Origin of the sequence: Bifidobacterium asteroides (genome assembly GCF_003202695.1) — a bacterium.
GTDB classification, from domain to species: domain Bacteria; phylum Actinomycetota; class Actinomycetes; order Actinomycetales; family Bifidobacteriaceae; genus Bombiscardovia; species Bombiscardovia asteroides_G.
The window spans coordinates 20,397-39,131 of sequence record NZ_QGLL01000009.1; the positions used below are offsets into that span (position 1 = coordinate 20,397).

Annotated in this window: 16 protein-coding genes and 4 tRNA genes; 7 read left to right on the top strand and 13 right to left on the bottom strand. The window is 60.8% G+C overall.

What is annotated here, in order from left to right:
* Positions 1-20 precede the first annotated feature (20 nt).
* The 3 genes from rpsI to DKK75_RS06285 all read right to left on the bottom strand — a co-directional run bounded on the left by rpsI (position 21) and on the right by DKK75_RS06285 (position 1,818).
* The gene (gene rpsI, locus DKK75_RS06275) at positions 21-512 is read right to left on the bottom strand and encodes a 30S ribosomal protein S9 (RefSeq protein WP_110452591.1); all 492 of its coding nucleotides are present in this window, start codon (positions 510-512) and stop codon (positions 21-23) included.
* A gap of 20 nt (positions 513-532) precedes the next feature.
* Positions 533-982, bottom strand: a complete 450-nt coding sequence (gene rplM / locus DKK75_RS06280; RefSeq protein ID WP_046323307.1) for a 50S ribosomal protein L13 — start codon at positions 980-982, stop codon at positions 533-535.
* 203 nt (positions 983-1,185) lie between these two features.
* The gene (locus DKK75_RS06285) at positions 1,186-1,818 is read right to left on the bottom strand and encodes an AbrB family transcriptional regulator (RefSeq protein WP_110452592.1); all 633 of its coding nucleotides are present in this window, start codon (positions 1,816-1,818) and stop codon (positions 1,186-1,188) included.
* Positions 1,819-1,926: 108 nt separating this feature from the next.
* On the opposite strand from DKK75_RS06285, the gene DKK75_RS06290 reads away from it, so the two are divergent.
* Positions 1,927-2,589 (top strand): IMPACT family protein, encoded by a 663-nt coding sequence (locus tag DKK75_RS06290; RefSeq protein ID WP_110452593.1) that lies wholly within the window; start codon positions 1,927-1,929, stop codon positions 2,587-2,589.
* Positions 2,590-2,799: 210 nt separating this feature from the next.
* Here DKK75_RS06290 and DKK75_RS06295 read toward each other — a convergent pair.
* Positions 2,800-2,889, bottom strand: a tRNA-Ser gene (locus DKK75_RS06295).
* Between the two features lie 226 nt (positions 2,890-3,115).
* Here DKK75_RS06295 and dinB point away from each other — a divergent pair.
* Positions 3,116-4,387 (top strand): DNA polymerase IV, encoded by a 1,272-nt coding sequence (gene dinB / locus DKK75_RS06300; RefSeq protein WP_110452594.1) that lies wholly within the window; start codon positions 3,116-3,118, stop codon positions 4,385-4,387.
* Here the strand turns inward: dinB and dapC are convergent.
* The 4 genes from dapC to DKK75_RS06320 form a co-directional block, all read right to left on the bottom strand.
* The gene (dapC, locus tag DKK75_RS06305) at positions 4,371-5,537 is read right to left on the bottom strand and encodes a succinyldiaminopimelate transaminase (RefSeq protein WP_110452595.1); all 1,167 of its coding nucleotides are present in this window, start codon (positions 5,535-5,537) and stop codon (positions 4,371-4,373) included. The two genes, dinB and dapC, sit on opposite strands and share 17 nt — an antisense overlap.
* A gap of 70 nt (positions 5,538-5,607) precedes the next feature.
* Positions 5,608-5,925 carry a ferredoxin gene (gene fdxA / locus DKK75_RS06310; RefSeq protein ID WP_110452596.1) on the bottom strand — a complete coding sequence of 106 codons (318 nt, stop codon included), beginning with the start codon at positions 5,923-5,925 and terminating at the stop codon, positions 5,608-5,610.
* Positions 5,926-5,981: 56 nt separating this feature from the next.
* Positions 5,982-7,505, bottom strand: coding sequence for an amino acid permease (locus tag DKK75_RS06315; RefSeq protein WP_110452597.1), 1,524 nt, complete (start codon positions 7,503-7,505; stop codon positions 5,982-5,984).
* Between the two features lie 529 nt (positions 7,506-8,034).
* Positions 8,035-9,264 carry an FAD-binding protein gene (locus DKK75_RS06320; protein WP_110452598.1) on the bottom strand — a complete coding sequence of 410 codons (1,230 nt, stop codon included), beginning with the start codon at positions 9,262-9,264 and terminating at the stop codon, positions 8,035-8,037.
* A gap of 352 nt (positions 9,265-9,616) precedes the next feature.
* Here DKK75_RS06320 and DKK75_RS06325 point away from each other — a divergent pair, with 352 nt between their 5' ends.
* The 5 genes from DKK75_RS06325 to DKK75_RS06345 all read left to right on the top strand — a co-directional run bounded on the left by DKK75_RS06325 (position 9,617) and on the right by DKK75_RS06345 (position 17,003).
* Positions 9,617-10,681: a uroporphyrinogen decarboxylase family protein gene (locus DKK75_RS06325; protein ID WP_110452599.1), complete on the top strand. Its 1,065-nt coding sequence runs from the start codon at positions 9,617-9,619 to the stop codon at positions 10,679-10,681.
* A gap of 50 nt (positions 10,682-10,731) precedes the next feature.
* A complete protein-coding gene (locus tag DKK75_RS06330) occupies positions 10,732-11,922 on the top strand; it encodes an ABC transporter substrate-binding protein (RefSeq protein WP_258333185.1) in 1,191 nt (396 codons plus the stop codon).
* A 9-nt stretch (positions 11,923-11,931) separates the two neighbouring features.
* Positions 11,932-13,752, top strand: coding sequence for an ABC transporter permease (locus tag DKK75_RS06335; RefSeq protein ID WP_110452600.1), 1,821 nt, complete (start codon positions 11,932-11,934; stop codon positions 13,750-13,752).
* Positions 13,749-15,530: an ATP-binding cassette domain-containing protein gene (locus DKK75_RS06340; RefSeq protein ID WP_110452601.1), complete on the top strand. Its 1,782-nt coding sequence runs from the start codon at positions 13,749-13,751 to the stop codon at positions 15,528-15,530. The genes DKK75_RS06335 and DKK75_RS06340 overlap by 4 nt, the downstream gene beginning before the upstream one ends.
* A 141-nt stretch (positions 15,531-15,671) precedes the next feature.
* The gene (locus DKK75_RS06345) at positions 15,672-17,003 is read left to right on the top strand and encodes an O-acetylhomoserine aminocarboxypropyltransferase/cysteine synthase family protein (protein ID WP_110452602.1); all 1,332 of its coding nucleotides are present in this window, start codon (positions 15,672-15,674) and stop codon (positions 17,001-17,003) included.
* A gap of 146 nt (positions 17,004-17,149) precedes the next feature.
* Here DKK75_RS06345 and rpmG read toward each other — a convergent pair whose 3' ends face one another.
* The 5 genes from rpmG to nrdF form a co-directional block, all read right to left on the bottom strand.
* Entirely contained in the window at positions 17,150-17,317 is a 168-nt protein-coding gene (rpmG, locus tag DKK75_RS06350) for a 50S ribosomal protein L33 (RefSeq protein WP_015022386.1), read from the bottom strand.
* A gap of 46 nt (positions 17,318-17,363) precedes the next feature.
* A tRNA-Met gene (locus tag DKK75_RS06355) sits at positions 17,364-17,437 on the bottom strand.
* A gap of 4 nt (positions 17,438-17,441) precedes the next feature.
* Positions 17,442-17,513, bottom strand: a tRNA-Thr gene (locus DKK75_RS06360).
* A 1-nt stretch (position 17,514) separates the two neighbouring features.
* Positions 17,515-17,596, bottom strand: a tRNA-Tyr gene (locus tag DKK75_RS06365).
* A 116-nt stretch (positions 17,597-17,712) separates the two neighbouring features.
* Positions 17,713-18,708: a class 1b ribonucleoside-diphosphate reductase subunit beta gene (gene nrdF, locus DKK75_RS06370; RefSeq protein WP_029678084.1), complete on the bottom strand. Its 996-nt coding sequence runs from the start codon at positions 18,706-18,708 to the stop codon at positions 17,713-17,715.
* Between the last annotated feature and the right edge of the window lie 27 nt (positions 18,709-18,735).

An 18,735-nucleotide genomic window follows, 5' to 3' on the forward strand; every position in this document is an offset into this window, starting at 1 on the left:
GGATATAGAAACTGCGAGCGTCAGCGCTTGGAGAACTGCGGGGCGCGACGGGCCTTGTGCAGACCGGCCTTCTTGCGCTCCACGACGCGGGCGTCACGGGTCAGGAATCCGGCCTTCTTCAAGGCGGGGCGGTTTGCGTCCCGGTCAATGGCGTTCAAGGCGCGTGCAACGCCCAGACGGACTGCACCGGCCTGGCCGGTCACGCCGCCGCCCTCGACGCGCACAACCACGTCGAACTTGTCCTCGAGCTTGAGCAGCACGATGGGCGAGTTGACCTCGCGCTGGTGTAGCTTGCTGGGGAAGTACTCCTCCAGCGTGTGCCCGTTGATGCTCCACTTGCCAGAGCCCGGAATCAGACGAACGCGAGCGACTGCCTCCTTGCGGCGACCGGTGCCGTAGCCCGGCTCGATAGCGGAGGTGCCGGTGCCTGCACCGGCGTTGGTTTCGGAAGTGTAGGAAGCGCTGGTCTCCTCGGCATCAAGAACCGCGGAGCTGTTGTTGTTGTCAGCCATGGTGATTATCTCCTCTGGTCCTACTTGGCCTGCTGGGCGACCTGATGGATCTTGTACTCAATGGGCTGCTGCGAGGTGTGAGGATGCTCCTCGCCTGCGAAGACCCGCAGCCTGGTCAGCTGGACCTTGGCCAGCTTGTTCTTGGGCAGCATGCCCTTGACCGCCGTCATGATGATGCGCTCGGGATTGTGCTCCATCAACTGTCCGTAGGAATCGCGACGCAGACCGCCAGGACGGCCTGAGTGGGTGTAGAGCACCTTGTCGTTCTTGTTGCCCGTCAGCACCATCTTGGACGCGTTGATGACGATGACGTTGTTGCCGGAGTCGGCGTAGGGCGCATAGGTGGGCTTGTTCTTGCCGCGCAGCAGATCGGCCACCTGGGCTGCCAGACGCCCCAGCACCACACCGGAGGCGTCGACGATATACCAGTCATGTGTCAGATCGGCTGGTTTCGGGGTGAAAGTCTTCACGATTCAACCTTTTCCTTGCATTGTGTTTCGGGCTCTCCGCGCCGCATGCTGCCATGCTGGCGGAAAGCCGTGTATTCCGTGGGCTCCCTGAAAGTCCTAGACGGCGAGTGGGAAAAGCGCTTTGAGGACCCCTTAGGGAAACACAACAATCCATTATTGTAACGCCTGAGTGCTGTTCGTCAAAATTCGCGTCGGCCCCAGTCTCAGCGGGAGTCGGCTGCCCGTGCCACCTGTCCGTCCGGGTCCTTGCGCAGGGCCTCAAGAGTCGCCTGCCCGGTATTGGGATTCAGGGCCACGGCCCGGCGAACCATGGCTGCCAGCACATGGGGGGCGTCCTGCTCATCACGAGTGCCCAAAGCTGCCAGAAAATCCAGGGTATCGGCATCGGTGCGCTCGTCCTGGGCGCCCTCCAGACGCATCTTCCAGGAGGTCATGGGATTGGTCAGCGCGGCAGCTCTGACACCGGCGTCCTCGTCCTTGGTGAGCAGACCGGCCAGCCAGTTCTTGTCGTCCTTGTTGGCGGCCACCGCCCGGCGGACCTCCGGGCTGGAATCCTGGGAGAGCTTGACCAGAATGTTGGGGAAAGGCATGGTCTGCGCCAGATATACCCTGTCTTCCACCGGCGTGTGCTCGTTGCCGGCTACAGCTTCCAGCAGTGCCGTGAAACGGGAGAAGGCAGCCTGGTCGGACCTGTCAGGCAGGGGGCTGCGGGCGAATTCGTGCAGCTCGGCCGTATCCGTGGAATGCCTGAGCCTTTCATAGAAAACGGTCAGGGCCTCGTGGGGCTTGCCGGATGGCGGGGATTCGGTTTCCGGTTGGTCCTGGGGATTGGTCATGCGGCCAGCTTAGGTCGCCTCCTTGATATCAGACTCAGCCCAGGACCCCCTCTAGCATGGAGACAGCGCAGGGCACTGAGGAAACGAAAGGCATAGGAGGCAAGCCGATTGCTCACCATACTGGATACGCCGCAGAAACCGGCCACAGGCTCCCTGGCCGAGAGGAAGTCGGAGTTCATCGGTCAGGCATGCCATGTGGAGGAGCAGGAGGCAGCCATGGCCTTCGTCCAAGAGGTCCGCTTGCAGAACCCAAAGGCCCGCCACGTCTGCTACTGCGCGATCTGGGGACCGGAGGGCCGCACCAGCGAACGCATGAGCGATGACGGAGAGCCCTCCGGGACGGCCGGCAAGCCCATACTTGAGGTCATGCGTCGGCAAGGGCTGACCGACTGCGTTCTGACTGTGACCCGATACTTCGGAGGGGTCCTTCTAGGGTCGGGTGGATTGATCCGGGCCTATTCCTCAGCAGCTTCGCTGGCGCTCAAGACGGCAAGATCTGCACGTGTGCTCCCGACCCAGCGATTCACGATCACCGTGGACTATCCCGAGTACGATCCCCTGCGCCGTCTGATCCGGACCTCTGGAGGGCACGTGGAGACCGAGGACTTCGCTGATCGGGTCCAGCTGACTTACGACCTGGAGCCAGCAGCGGTGTCGGTCTTTCATAGTCGGCTGGACGACCTTCTGCAGGGCCGGGCCCAACCGAGTGCATTGGGCGAAGGCCGCAGGCTGATCCCCCTGTCTAAGGGCCAGGCTTTGTCTGCCTCGTGACCTCCCGGACGGCCCATGCAGCCCTTGTTCAGCTGCGGCTTTCCCTGCCAGGCAGACTCATGCCGCACGCCGTCGGTCCACTGCCAAGCGGACTGATGTCGTTCCAGGACTGAACTCCGCAAGGGATATGGGAGTAAACACCCTTAGTAATGAATCCCGTAATAATGAATAAGACCGATGATCGTGCGAAATCAGCGATCATCGGCCATCTGGCGGAGACGAGGAGATTCGAACTCCTGGACCGCTTGCGCAGTCAACACCTTAGCAGGGTGCCCCTTTCGGCCACTCAGGCACGTCTCCATGCTGGCTCTCAAACCAGGGACCTGACCCCAAAGTTGTGAGAACAAAACAATAGGATACCATGATTGACTGATCTGACTCGCCGGAACGGGAGGATCCGATGCGGCAGGGAACAGACTCGTTCATTTCCGTGGATAAAAACCAGGAAGATGACTCTTGCTCCAGAAGCCGCATTCGAGAATAATGTATTGCACTTTCCTCCGGGGTCACCTTATATCATGGAGCTATGAGTACAGCACCAAGGCTTGCGGCCGCCAAGAGGGACTGGGGGCATGACGAGACCGGCTGCACAGTGCTGCATATTGACATGGACGCCTTCTACGCCTCCTGCGAAGTCGCCCGAAACCCCCGACTACAAGGCCGACCGGTCATCATCGGCACCGGACGACGATCAGTGGTCTCCGCGGCCAGCTATGAGGCCAGGGCTTTCGGCATCAACTCGGCCATGCCCCTGGCACGCGCCAGAAGACTGTGCCCACAAGGAGTCTTCCTCCCGGTTGACATGGCCTATTACCGAAATATCTCACGACGAATTTTTGATGTGATTTTCTCACAAATCACCGATCAGATCGAGCAAGTCTCAGTGGATGAATGCTACATGGATGTGTCAGGGGCGCTCATACGCTGGGGCAAGCCCACCGCCATAGCCCGGTGGATCCGAGCCAGCGTGGCACGTCAGTTCCACGTGACCTGCTCAGTGGGCATCGCTACCAACAAGCTGGTGGCCAAGATGGCCTCGACCAACGCCAAGCCCGACGGCATGCTGCTGATTCCCAAGGCCCGGCAGGCCGAGTTCGTCCAGCTGATGCCCCTGCGCGGCATTCCCGGCATCGGCCCTGCTCTGGAGAAGCGGCTCAACGCCTGGGCCATCAAGAATGTGGCCGACCTGGCTAGCATGAGCGAGCGGGATCTGACCCGGGCCACAGGCTCGAACGTTACAGCCAGGAAGCTGACACAGGCCTCCCACGGGCTGGACGACGATCCGGTTCAGCCACGAGCACCTGAAAAATCCTTGGGCGCGGAACGCACCTTCCTGCACGATACCACCAGCATGAAGCAGGTCTGCGACCTCCTGCACGTCTGCAGCAACGAGGTGGCCACCGGGCTGCGAGCGCATGACCTGATCGCTCGGACCATTACCGTCAAACTGCGCTTTGATGATCTGCGCTACATGACCAAGGCCCACACTTTGGAAACGCCGGTCAACTCGGCCAATCGCATTTATCCCCAGGCCGTCTCACTGCTCAAGGCCATGCTAGGGCTGCCCGAGGGCGTGCCCATGGACACCTCGCTGCCTCGGCTGATCCGCCTTGCCGGTGTCAGCGCATCCGGTCTGAGCAGGGTGGAGGATACCCCTATCCAGCCATCCTTGGATGACATCATGCGCGAGAGCAAACGTCGCACCGGCAGCGAGTCCCAGCGCCTGGATCAGGCAGAGGCCACCATGGACTCCATCAGGAACCGCTACGGCAAGGGTTCAGTCAGCATGGGTCTTTAGCCGCAGTACGCAAACGCGCCAGAGCCAGCTCCAGCTGCTCGTCAGATATGGTGGATGAAAATCGCAAACGGCGACCATCCCCGTAGAACTCCCCAGGACTGGCCAGGATCCCCATACGGGACAGGTCAGCCATATCGGCCCAGCAATCGCCCGAACGGGCTTGCGCCCAGATATAAAGGCCGCCCTGAGGCATGGCGGCATCGTACCCGTAAGTTGTCAGAGCGTGGGCCAAGGCTCGCAGGCGACGGGCGTAGACCTCGCGCTGGGCCACCACGGCCTCCCTGTCCTCCAGAGCGGCCCGCATGGCCCGCTGCACCGGGCCTGGCACAATCAGTCCCACCTGTTTGCGGCAGGCGGTCATGGCCTTCACCAGGTGAGCGTCTCCGGCCAGGATGGCTGCCCTGTAGCCGGCCATATTGGACTGCTTGCTCAGCGAGTACAGGCAGAGTATCCCGCTGGCATCGCCACCACAGACTTGAGGCTCCAGGATGCAGGGCGAGGCCGGGATCGGCGCATTCTGCCCGGCTTGTGTGGGGCTTGACCAATCCAGCATGGCATAGCACTCGTCACTCAGGACCGTAGCCCCTATCGAACGGGCCGCCCGCACGATCTTAGCCAACGCGGCTCGGTCTATGACCTGACCACTGGGGTTGCCTGGCGAATTGATCCATATTGCTCGCACGCCAGGCAGATCCACCCATGAGTCCGTATCAGCCGGATCATCCACGGTCGTCACCTGGGCCCCGGCCAGCTGGGTTCCGATGGCATAGGTGGGATAGGACACCGCTGGTTGCACCACCCGGTCCCCCGGGCCCAGATGCAGGAGGGAGGCCATGAGCGCCACCGCCTCCTTGGACCCTACTGTGGGCACCAGGTCCGCACCCAGAGCATCAAGATCGACCCCACGGCAACGACGGAACCATTCGGCGGCAGCCCGCCTCAGGAGACCATCACCGGTGGTTTTCGGATAGCCTCGGGCCTGGTCATCATCGGCAGCAGCCGCCAAAGCCTCCCTGACCGATCTGGGCACCGGGTCCACCGGCGAACCCACCGAGAGGTCGACCAGACCGCCGAGGCACTGCTCAGCACGCCGCCTATAGGGATCAACTCTTGACCAGTCGTAGGGGGATTCAAAAGAGTGAAAACCCATGACCCGTCCTTCTCTTATGAATAGGCCGCGGCGGGATGACTCCCATCCGCGGCTGGTCAGCCTTATTCAGCTACTTGTTGGGCGGCAGGGCCGCCACACCCTCCGGATCGTGATCGTAGGGGCCGACCGCAGCAGCGCCGCCGGCATCGCCCACCTGGGCGAAGAAGTCCGTCGCAGCGTCCTTGTACCAGGCCCACTCTTCAGGCAGGTCATCCTCGTAGAAAATGGCCTCCACCGGGCAGACCGGCTCGCAGGCACCGCAGTCCACGCACTCGTTGGGGTTGATGTAGAGTGAACGGACGCCCTCGTAGATGCAGTCCACCGGGCATTCGTCCACGCAGGCCTTGTCCTTGACGTCCACGCAGGGCTGAGCGATGACGTAGGTCATGGGTTACCTCCTGAGTATGCGAATATCCACTCTACACTGCCGCACAGACCCTCACGTCAGTCAAGACCGGCCTGGGTGGCCTCGGATATCTTGTCGCTAAGCTGATGACGCCCGAGCATGGAATGCCGATAGGAATAGCCGAAGTAGATGGCCAGACCTGCAGCCAGCCAGACCACGAACCGGATCCAGGTCAGCACAGTCAGGTTGAGCATGAGCCAGAGGCAGGCCAAGGCGATCAGAATGGGAACCCAAGGATTGCCGGGCATCTTGAAGGACCGAGGCAGATCCGGCCGACGCTTGCGCATGACGGGCAGGGAGATGGCCACCAGCAGGAAGGCCGAAAGCGTACCGATGTTGACCATGTCGGACAAGACGTCTATTGGGAAGCAGGAGGACACCACGGCCACCACGATGCCGCCCAGGATCTGAATGCGTGCCGGGGTGCCATGACGGCCGGTGCGGGACAAGGAACGTGGAAGAAGCCCGTCGCGGCTCATGGCGAAGACGATGCGGGTCAGCCCCAGCAGGAGCACCATGACCACGGTGGTCAGCCCCACCACGATGCCGAAGGAGATGATCTTGGCGGCCCAGGGAGCTCCGACCATCTCGAAGCCGGTGGCCAGGGAGGGATTCTTGGCCTTGGCCAGATCCTTGTAGGAGACCATGCCGGTGGTGACGACGGCGACCAGGATGTACAGGGTGATGACGATCAGCATGCCCAGGCCGATTCCGCGAGGAATGGTCTTATGAGGCTCCTTGGCCTCCTCGGAGGTGGTGGCGACGATATCGAAGCCCACGAAGGCGAAGAAGACCAGGGCAGCGCCTGAGAGGATGCCAGGGACACCGTAGATGGTGGGCTGCATGCCTGAAGCCCACTGCCAGAGAGGCTGTCCCATGATGCCTGGCACGCTGGCCCCCGGGACCGCCGAAGCCGGCTCGGAAGGCGGGATGAAAGGCCTGTAGTTGTCCATCTTGACGTAGAAGAAGCCCACCACGATGACGAAGACCACGATGCCGATCTTGAGAACGGTCAAGGCGCCGTCGAACCGGGCTGAAAGCTTGGTGCCCAGGACCAGAAGGACCGTGAAGAGGGCAACGACCACCAGCGGGGCCAGGTCCACATCCAGGCCGCCTACATGGAAGCTGGAGCTGAAAGAGGTGCCGCCCATCAGATGGATGAAGTCGTTCAGGTAGACGCCCCAGTACTTGGAGATGACCGAGGCGGCCATGAGCATCTCCAGAATCAGGTCCCATCCGATGATCCAGGCCACCAGTTCGCCCATGGTGTTGTAAGTGAAGGTGTAGGCCGAGCCTGAAACCGGGATCATGGATGCAAACTCCGCGTAGCACATGACGGCTGCCGCGCAGACGATGCCTGCGATGACGAAGGAGATGATGACGGCCGGACCCGCATGGAAGGCCGCTGCCTGGGCGCCCACCGAGAAGATGCCGGCGCCCACGGCCACTGCGACGGCCATGATGGCCAGGTCCCAGGTAGTCAGCGTCCGCTTGAGCGACCTGCCCTCTTCCCCGGTCTCTGCCAGAGTCTGTTCAACAGATTTCTTCCTGAATAATTCCATCCTGCTCCCAATCGAGACTCATCGTGTCACAAACCTCTCCGGCCCATAACTATAGGAGATGAGGGCACACAACTTCGCACTTTGCTCATTTCGGGATATTGCCCGCTGGAAAACCTTCCGGGATCGGCGACTCGAATATGGCGCGACAATCCGCCAACACACAGGAAAACACCCCAGCCGTTACGACCAGGGTACCCACTGGATGCAGCCAGACTCTATTCAGTCGGACCATCCTTGAATATGGCGTGTCCTGCATGCCGTTACCCTCATTGCAGGTCTGCTCGCCGTTGACCGCTGCAAGGACCTTCTTGCGAAAATCATGGAAAACCTGCTCTCCGGGCTCATCCAGAGGACGGCCGGCGTCAAAGTCAATCCAAGGATGTTCTCAAGCTATGTGATAGAGAAATGGCCGAGGAATATGTTGCCGGTTGTTGCTTGTCCTGGCATTTTGATGGCATTTTTAAAAAAACAGGCCCTCGGATCCTTGCATTGATCCGAGGGTCGGAAGAAACGGAGCTTGAAGCAGGGGCTACCAGGCCAAGTCAATACCCGGAGTGACAGGTTCGGGAGTCAGACGGATGCCAAAAGTGGAATCCACGCCTTTCTGGATGGCACGGGCCAGGGCCACCATGTCGTCCGAACCGGCACCTCCCCGGTTGGTCAAGGCCAGTGTGTGCACGTCAGACAGAGCGGCAGCCGACCCTTCCTCCAAAGCAAACCCCTTGTGGAAGCCTGAATGATCGATCAGCCAAGCCGCTGAGGTCTTGATCAATGACGCACCAGGAACTGGATAGCGAGGAGCATACGTCGGCAGGGCATCTGAGGCCTCAGGGCTGATTATCGGATTGGTGAAGAAGCTCCCGCAGCTGTGGCGGTCAAGCAGCACCCGTTCGCCTCTGGGCCCATGAAGGTCATCCTGAACCGCAGCCAAGGCCTCTTCCAGGTCGGGGGTCCGACGGCAGGATCCCATCCAATCGGTCAGGTACCGGTAGGGATCCTCCAGCATCCCCTTGCCTGCTCTGACGGCAAGAACCGCCTGACGGATCCGCTCAAGGGGAAGGGTTGCCCCGGGCTCCACGCCCAGCACCCTGGCCAGCTGGGCGGAACCCACCTGAGCGGCGGACCCGTGTCGCAGAACCAGGGTGACAGATAGAACCGCGTAACGAGGCGACGGGAAGAACCGCGCATCGGGCACGGCAGGTGCCTGGTACATGGTCTGCTTGAGCAGGGAGGTCCTGTACCCGAAAGCGAGATCAGAGGCTCTCAGATAGGCAGTGACCTTGTCCTGGCGGTCCCAGACCTCGACCGAGTCGACAAGGCGTCCGACTTCCTGGCCGTAAGCGCCAATATTCTGCACCACCGAGGCCCCAACAGTCCCGGGGATGCCGGATAGACCCTCTACCCCGATCAGATGCATACGCACGCAGTAGGAGACCAGATCATCCCAGTTGGTCCCAGCCGTGGCATTGACGTGAACGACGGGAACGCCGCCATCAGGCGGAGCCACTTCGTCGGGGACGCTGATGTCCTGACGGGCGTCACGCACAACCACGCCGGGAAAGTCCTGGTCAGAGGCCAGCAGGTTGGATCCCCCGCCGATCAGGCAGAGGGGCAACCCCTTGGAATCCGCGCCCTCTACAGCCTCGATCATGCCCACACGGCTTCGGGTCTGAACGAAAGCGGCCATGCTCCCGCCAACACCCACAGTGGTGATATCAGCAAAGGTCGGGGTGGTGTCTCTGGAGGATACATCAGACATGCAGTTCACTGTATCATCGTCACCTTAGAAGACCCTCAGCTGAACCGATGCCAGGACTGCAATGCTCCCTGTCGCCCTTGGCGAGAATCGATCGGCCATGAAGACCTGATCTCGCCCGTCCTTATCAAGTTTTCCTATACCTTTTGCAAGACTCGCACAGGTTCAGGGAACGATTGGCGGCGATAGATATTACCTATATGCCGGATCGTTGACCAGCCTGCTACCTGGAGGTTTTATGTGACAAGGCTTTGGAAAGGGGAATCGCCAAAGCCCGGTTTCCGGACGAAGCACCGGGAATATGTGGGCGCCTGACCGGGCGTCCGTAAGACACAAACCAGGAAATGAGAAAGAAATGACAGAAGACAGACGGACCCAGTTCCATCAGATAGCCCGTGGTCCTGGCAACCAAGCCTGGCTGACCTCCGCTTGGCAGCACCACGTCGGACACGAGTACGGTGCCGAGAATTTTGCCGCAGCCACCTTGGATTTCGTCCGCAAGTGGGATTGGGACTGGGTCAAGATCAACCCGAGGGCCATATATTATGCCGAGGTCTGGGACGCAGTCTACGACAAGGATCACTATGATTGGCTGATCCCGCGCACCGTCCGTACCGCCATCCAGGAGACAGGGGATATCGCCCGCATCGACTACCGCGACCCCGAAACCAACAAGGTGCTCCAAGAACAGATCCAGGCCGCCAGGGCCATCCGAGAAGGCCTGGAGGACCGAGCAGTCATCGGCACGGTCTTCTCCCCGCTCTCAGTCCTTCTTCAATTAGCTGATCTTCCCCTCTATCCCGAGGGGCAGGGCTCCGCGCAGGAGGACGACAGGGATCTGGACAGACAGACGCTGATCTTCGACCAGCCCGAGGCGGCCAAGCGGGCGCTGGACAACATCGCCCGAACCCTTGCCGACTATGCAACCGTGCTGGTCAGCCCCAAGGAGCAGGGCGGGGCCGGCCTGGACGGCATCTTCTTCGCCGAGACCGGTCTGGCCAGCCATGGCTACTTCAACCAGGCGCAACTGCAGGAATGGGCCAAGCCCTATGACCGGATCGTGATCCAGGCGGTCAGACAGGCCAATCCGGAAGCCCTGGTCCTGGTGCATACCTGCCGGGAGGACGCCCATCCCGAAGAATTCACCGATCTGAATCCCGATTTTCTCCACTGGGACCAGTTCCGCTCAGGCAATCCTGAAATCAGCACCGACTTTCCTGCCGTACCCGTGGGCGGAGCCGACTTCGAACTCTTCAACCCAGGCGGCGATGTGAACCAGATCCGCGAGGAATTGGACCAGACCATCCAGGCCCGTCAAGGCCGTCCCTTCCTCCTGGCACCCTCATGCACCATCCCGACGCCCGCCGATGAGGAGGCCCTGCGCGTGCTGAGCGGAACCCGGGCCCCCAAGGAACTCTGAAACCACAAACAACCCACCGACATCAACCGTAAAACTCCAAGGGAGACATCATGGTCATCACATCAGAACAGCACCCGCAGCATCGTGGCACCATCAGGGCAATGGTTGCCCTCATGATCACCATGGCCATGGCCGGGGCGCTGTCGGCCTGCGGATTGGGAGGCGACCAGGGCTCCTCTGCAGGATCGTCGGATCATGTGACCGTCGCTGCCATTTACCCTAAGACCGGTCTCTACGCCGAGTACGGAAAGATGTTCCAGCAGGGCTTTGACCTGGCCAAGGACCAGGTCAACAAGAAGGGCGGCATACAGGGCAAGCGCCTGGACATCGACTACTACGACACCCAATCAGATGCCAAACAGGATGCCGCCGTCGCCCCAAAGATCGCCTCCGATAAATCAGTCATCGCCGTTGTGGGCGACTACTCCTCACCTGCCTCATCAGCCGCATCGCCCATCTTCCAGCAGGCTGGGCTGGTCCATTACGGCTTCAACAACTCCTCGCCGACCTTCACGAATTCGGGTGATCATGTATGGACACCTCAGATATCGCAGAAGACCTACCAGGAAGTCAATGCCGAAGCGGTGTCCAAACGAGCCAAGAAGATCTCCGTCGTCTATATAGAAAACGACTGGGGGAAGGAATCCTTCCAATACTTCAAGGAGGCTGCGGAACGGCTTGGGGTGCAGATCGTCTACCAATCCTCTTATCTGCCCGATTCCACGGACCTGACTCCGATACTGATTCCGGCCAAGAATGCTGCCCCCGAGGCAGTGGTGGACATCGGCTACGGGCCAGACGGGGCTCTGATCGCCAACACCCTGCGAGACAAACTGGATTATAAGGGACCCTTCTTCGGCGGTCAGGAGACCAAGGAGTTCCTCTCCTTGACTGGAGAGAACGCCCAAGGGGCCATCATTACCGGTGTCTTTTCGGCGACAGGCACCAAGGATGCGAAGGCCAAGGCTTTCGTCAAGAGCTTTGAGGATCGGTATCACACCGTCCCTGGCAACTTCGAAATCACTGCCTACCAAGCCATCAAGGACCTGGCCTACGCGGGAGAGAAGACCAGCCCCACCAGGGAGGGCATCCAGGAGGCCTTAGGCAAGGTCAAGGACTTCCCGCTCTACCAAGGCCAGGGAGGAACTTTTCAGTTCAACACCCAGACTCGACGGGCGGATACGATCAAGCCCATCCTCCTTCAGGTGGATCAGGGCAAATTCAAACAGATCGAGGAGTGAGCAGCGATCATGGTCGAGACGCTCTTTTCCGGACTCATTCACGGCGGCGTATACGCCCTGGCCGCCGTGGGTATGTCCCTGGTCTTCGGAGTGACCAATGTGGCCAACTTCGCACAAGGGTCGCTGGTAGCGGTCGGCATGATGACAGGATGGTGGGTGGGCTCTACCCTAGGCTGGGGGCTCATCCCCACCATTCTGGCTGTCGTCCTGGTCACAGGCCTGGTCGGTCTGGTCACCAACCTTCTGGTCATCATCCCCCTGGAGGGCCGGCAGCCAATTGCAGCCCTCCTGGGCACCGTTGGCCTGGGACAGGTCCTGGATAACGGAATGCAGCTGATCTTCGGATCTCAGACCAGGGCCTTCCCCCAGCTGCTACCCACCCACAACCTGCATGCGCTAGGCATCAGCTTCGGCACCTCCGACCTGGTCATGGGTCTGGTCGCCCTGGCCAGCATGGCTGCGCTCTGGGCCTTCTTAACCTACGGCAGGACCGGACAGGCCATCAGGGCCACCTCCCAGGATCCCCAGGCCGCATTGCAGATGGGAGTACCTGTCACCTCCATTCGCACCATAGCCTTCGTCATCGGCTCGGTCCTGGCTGGTATCGCCGGAATTTTCATCGGTCTGTTCAAGACGAACATCAACCCTATGGACGGCAACGCCATCGGCATGACGGCCTTCGTGGCCGCCGCTATCGGCGGGCTGGGCTCCATCCCCGGAGCCATTATCGGCGGCCTGGTACTGGGTTTGGCCGAGGCCGTAGGCGTAGGACTCTTTGGCGATGGCGTGCATGATCTGATCACCTTCGGCACCCTCCTGCTGGTTCTGATCCTCGAGCCTTCCGGCTTCCTGGGTCGCAAAGCAGACATGGGCAAGGAGCCCATGACCGGAACCCTCCCGGAAGCCGCCAGACCCATCCGACTGCCGCTTTGGGCCAATCTCGGCCTTGCAGCAGCCGCTCTGGCTACCCCCTTCATGTTCTCCGACCATCTGGCTGGCATCGGGACTCAGGTTGCCATATACGCCATTGCCGCAGTAGGCCTGACGCTGATCTCGGGCTCGGCCGGGCAGACCATCCTGGGCTTGGCGGGACCTGTGGCCGTAGGGGCCTACGCCTCGGCTCTCTTGACCATGCGCCTGCATTGGCCCTTCACGCTCTCCCTGCTGGGTGCGGCCGTCATCGCCGCTCTGGCCGCGTCCCTGCTGACGTTCCCAGTTTGGAAACTTAGTGGCCACTATGTGGCTATCGCCACCATAGGGGTGGGAGCAGTCATGGTCGCCATCATCCGCATCTGGGAACCTCTGACCAGGGGATCGCTAGGTCTGCAAGGCATTCCCCTGCCAACATTCCTGGGCAAGCCGCTCTACACCCAGCAGATGCAGTACCTCCTGGATCTGGTCATCCTTCTTCTGGTCCTTGCAGTGACCTCCCGGATCCGGTCCTCACATCTGGGCCACGTCTTCGAAGCCATCGGCGAGGACGGGCAAGCGGCCTGGTCCCTGGGAATCAGGACCGGGGCCTACAAGGCACTGGCCTACGCCCTGGCATGCGGTGCGGCGGGTATAGCAGGCGCCCTGCTGGCGCACCAGTACACCTATATCGACCCGACCCTCTTCAACCCGACCATGTCGACCCTGATTCTGACCATCATCGTCCTGGGTGGCATGAAGTCCCCGACCGGAGCCGTGATCGGCTCCCTGATCCTGGTAGGGGCTCCCGAACTGCTGCGCATCCTGCCCGAGGTGAGAATCATGGCCTACGGACTCGTCCTGATCATCTTTATCATCTGCAGGCCACAGGGTCTGTTCTCAACCAAAAGGAGGGCATGATGACGGGCAGCCGGCGCATTCCCGAACCTGCAAGCGACAATCCTGATCAACCCCTGCTCAGCGTGCGCAATCTAGGCAAGAGCTTCCAGGGGCTGCAGGCAGTGGCCAATGTGAACATGGACCTGGCATCCGGCCAGGTGATAGGCATTATCGGCCCCAACGGATCAGGAAAGTCCACGACCATCAACCTGATCTGCGGCTTTCTCAAGCCTGACTCGGGCCAGATCAGTCTGAGGGGACGCACCGTGACCGGCCTGCCCGCCACGGCCATAGCCGAGCAGGGGGTGTCCCGAACCTTCCAGAACGGCAGGGTCTTTCCGACCATGAGCGTTGAGGAGAACGTGGCCGTAGGATTCCATAGGCGCCTGGAAGCTCGCAGACCCTTTCGCCGTCTGGAGAAGTGGCCCATCCTGCGATGGATCCCCCTACTGGCGCAGACCTGGCTGACGCTGGTGCCCGGTCCCGCCTGCCGCAGGGAGACGGTCCTCGAGCGCAAGGCCGTCCAGTCCGAGATCGACAGATTCAGCGAGCGCCTGGAAGAGCATCGGACGCAGGCCGCCTACACGCTCTCCTACGCGAACCGGCGACGCACCGAGATAGCCAGAGCCCACGTCAGCTCCCCCAGCATCCTGGTTTTGGACGAGCCCACCGCAGGGATGAACCAGTCAGAGACGGCCGAGGTGCTGCAACAGCTCCTGGAACTCAAGGCCCAAGGTCAGACCATGCTTCTGGTTGAGCACAAGATCGACCTGATCGAAGCGCTTTGCGACCGGGTCATCGCCATGGACGGCGGTCGGATCATCGCCTCCGGCCCTCCCAGACAGGTCAGCGCCGATCCCCGCGTCATTACCGCATACCTGGGCGACCGCAGACCCCGCAACGATGCCCCTATGAACGGGCAGGCAGATGTTCTGGCCCGGCAGAATGCCCTGACTCCCGCCACCGTTGCAGAACAAGCCGATGGTCGAGATCATGACGGCGCGGAAACCAGTATGAAGGCCAAGGCAGAGGCATCCGGCAATAATGAGGAAAAGCCGTCAGCCGATGGGGACCGGGCCTTGCTTTCACTGGATGCCATCGATGTGAGCTATGGCCCGGTCAAGGCCCTGGATCATGTCAGCCTTCGCGTTCCCCAGGGGGGCATCGTCTCCCTTCTGGGCGGGAATGCTTCGGGCAAGTCCACAACCATGAAGACCATCCTGGGCCTGCTGGCTCCAAAGGAGGGAACCATCCGTTTGGATGGACAGGAAATCACCCACACCCCCACCAAGGATCGGGTCCGCTCCGGAATCGCCTCGGTCCCTGAGGCCAGAAGAGTCTTTGCAGCCATGAGCGTGGAGGAGAACCTGCGCATGGGTGCCTACACCCAAAGGAAGCGCAATCAGATCGATCAGGATCTGGATGTCATCTATCAGCGATTCCCACGCCTGGCCGAACGCCGTGGGCAGCAAGCCGGCACTCTTTCAGGAGGCGAGCAGCAGATGCTGGCCTTCGGCAGGGCCCTGATGAGCCATCCCCGGCTGATATGCATGGATGAGCCGACCATGGGCCTCTCGCCCAAGCTGGTCGACCAGGTGCTTGAAGAGATCGCCTCCCTTCGTGACCAGCTGGGCATCTCCATCCTTCTGGTCGAGCAGCAGGCCGAGCTGGCCCTGTCCATTGCCGACTACGGGTACGTGCTGCAGAACGGTCTGATCCGTCTGGAGGGGCCCGCCCGACAGCTCTTGACTGACGAGCGTGTCCGCCAGGCATACCTCGGCAAGGCCTCCAATAACTGAAACCGGTTCGGAGGAGACCTCCCGATAGCAGGCGATAAGGAACGCCTATGAGCAGAGTCTTGCCTGCGACCTAGAAAAAAAGTTTCGATAGTGGGCTATAGAGGGATTTGCAACCGGATACAAGCAGAGGAACACACCCGCATGAGCAAAGGATTCGCAACAAAAGCCGTCCATGACGGCTATGACTGTCAAAGCCTGGGCGGAGGCGCGGCCAGCATCCCCATCTACCAGTCGGCCGCCTTTGACATGATCACCGCTGACCGGGGAGATGCCCTGGCCGCTGGCAAAATTCAAGGATTCTCATACTCCCGCCTGGCCAATCCCACGGTCAAGGTCCTGGAGGACCGCCTGGCCAGCCTGGAGGGAGGCAAGGGGGCTGTGGCCATGGCCTCAGGGATGGCTGCCGTCTCATCGGCCCTCATGTGTGCAGCCGAAGGCGGCGGGAGGCTGATCTCCCCTGTCGATCTTTATGGAACCTCCGTGGACGCCATGAAGACTTTCTTCCCCAACTTCGGCATTGAAACGGATTTTGTAGACGACATCAATGACCTTGACGCGGTGGAATCCCTGATCCAGGACAACACCAGGGCTATCTTCGCTGAGTCCGTGGCCAATCCGTCCACAGCCATCGCTGACATCCCCGGCCTGGCTGACCTGGCCCATCGGCATGGGCTGGCCCTGATTATCGACAATACAGTGCCCACGCCGTATCTGCTCAACCCGATCGACTTCGGTGCCGACATCGTCGTCCATTCGACTACCAAGGGGATCAGCGGCCACGGCAATGCCCTGGGCGGGATCATCGTGGATGCAGGGCGATTCGATTGGGGCAACGGCCGCTTCCCGCAGATGAGCCAGCCCGAACTGATCATCAGCGACGAGCGACACGGATCCATGGTCAGCTTTCTGGATGCCTTCGGCAAGATGGCCTTCCTCCACAGGGTCCATACCAAGTACCTGCACACCTTCGGGGCTGTCATGAGTCCCTTCACCGCCTACCTGCAGCTGACCGGCCTTGAGACCCTGGCCCAGCGGGTCGCCGCCGAGGTGAAGACGGCGACAGCTCTGGCCCGCCACCTGCTGACCATCCCCCAGGTGGAGCAGGTCAACTATTCGGGAATTCCCGAGGGTCGGCACCAGGGCGTTGCCACCTTGCAGGACCGCCTGGCCTCGACTCTGCTGCCTAAGGGCGTGGGCACGATCCTCTCCTTCAAGGTCCAAGGTGGCTACGAGCAGGTGAAGCGCATCGTAGACTCAGTGCGTCTCATGAGCTACATGCCCAACATCGGCGACTGCCGCACACTGATTGTGGACCCGGCCAGGATCACCCACAGGGAAGTTCCGGGCCCCTACCGCCTGAGTGCCGGCGTGGGCGACGACCTGATTCGAATTTCCGCAGGCCTGGAGAACCCGGATGACCTGGTCGCCGACTTGGATCAGGCCTTTGCAGCCGCCTACCGGAATAATCTCTGAAGGCTGCATACCCCCTACATCGCCAAAACCCGTTCTGCTCCCAAGGCCATCCTTGGACAATGCGGAGCGGGCATATATGCAGATTTGCATAAAGAGGAACCCGACCATTTGGTCGGGTTCCTATGAAGCCAAAAGACGGAAAGAACTCAGCGGGTCTCCCGATGCAGGGTATGCTTGCCGCAACGGGGGCAGAACTTCTTGAGCTCCAGACGGTCAGGAGTGTTACGACGGTTCTTGGTCGTAATGTAATTACGCTCCTTGCACACGGTGCACGCCAGCGTAATGCCAGGACGAATATCTGCGGCTTTTGCCATGGTTCACCTCTATAGTCGTTGCACGACCGACGTATGTCGGCCACAGTAGCGAGGAAGAGACTCGAACTCTTGACCTTACGATTATGAGTCGTACGCTCTAGCCAGCTGAGCTACCCCGCCAGAGAGCCTCGGGTGAGAATCGGACTCACGACCTCTTCCTTACCAAGGAAGTGCTCTGCCACTGAGCTACCGAGGCGTGGCGGATAGAGGATTCGAACCTCTGAAGCATTACGCGGCTGATTTACAGTCAGCTCCCTTTGACCGCTTGGGAAATCCGCCATGCCGCACTAGAACCGGAGCTCCGTACGGCAACTTGCCTATGATGACATGTTTTTTTGTTTTTCGCAAGTCCCACTCCGACGTCGTGTCCCTGGCGTCAGAGCGGGGCGGGCAGGTCAGAAATCCCAGTCGTCGTCGTCCGTCTCCACGGCCTTGCCCATGACATAGGAGGAGCCCGAGCCGGAGAAGAAGTCGTGGTTTTCGTCCGCATTGGGGCTCAGCGAGGCAATGATGGCCGGATTCACATCAGTGGTGTCTGAGGGGAAGAGTGCCGGATAGCCCAGGTTCATCAGTGCCTTGTTGCCGTTGTAGCGCAGGAACTTGGTGACGTCCTCCACCAGGCCCACCCCGGAATACAGGCTCTCGGTGTATTCAACCTCGTTGTCGTACAGGTCTCCCAGGAGCTCGTAGGTATAGTCGCTCATGGCCTGACGCTCGGAGTCGGAGACCTTGGCCAGCCCCTTCTGGTACTTGTAGCCGATGTAGTAGCCGTGAACGGCCTCATCGCGGATGATCAGGCGGATCAGATCAGCCGTGTTGGTCAGCTTGGCATGGCTGGAGAAGTACATGGGCAGGTAGAAGCCCGAGTAGAAGAGGAAGGACTCAAGCAGGGTGGAGGCCACCTTGCGCTTCAGGGGATTGTCGCCCTCATAGTAGTCCAGGACGATCTGGGCCTTGCGCTGGAGGAACTCGTTGTGCTCGCTCCACTCGAAGGCGGCGTCTATCTGGGGCGTGGAGGCCAGGGTGGAGAAAATGGAGGAGTAGGACTTGGCATGGACCGACTCCATGAAGGCGATGTTGGTGTAGACCGCCTCCTCATGGGGAGTCAACGCGTCCGGGATCAGGCTGACGGCACCCACGGTCCCCTGGATGGTGTCCAGAAGAGTCAGCCCGGTGAAGACCCGCATGGTCAGGGTGTGCTCCTCCTCGCTCATGGCCTGCCAGGAGGGCAGATCATTGCTGACGGGAACCTTCTCGGGCAGCCAGAAGTTGCCGGTCAGACGGTCCCAGACCTCCAGGTCCTTCTCGTCCTCCAGACGGTTCCAGTTGATGGCGGAGACCCGGTCGATCAGCTTCAGCGGCTGCCGGGGAATGGAAATGGGTGGGACCATGGTTGATTTGCTCCTTGCTGGATGAAT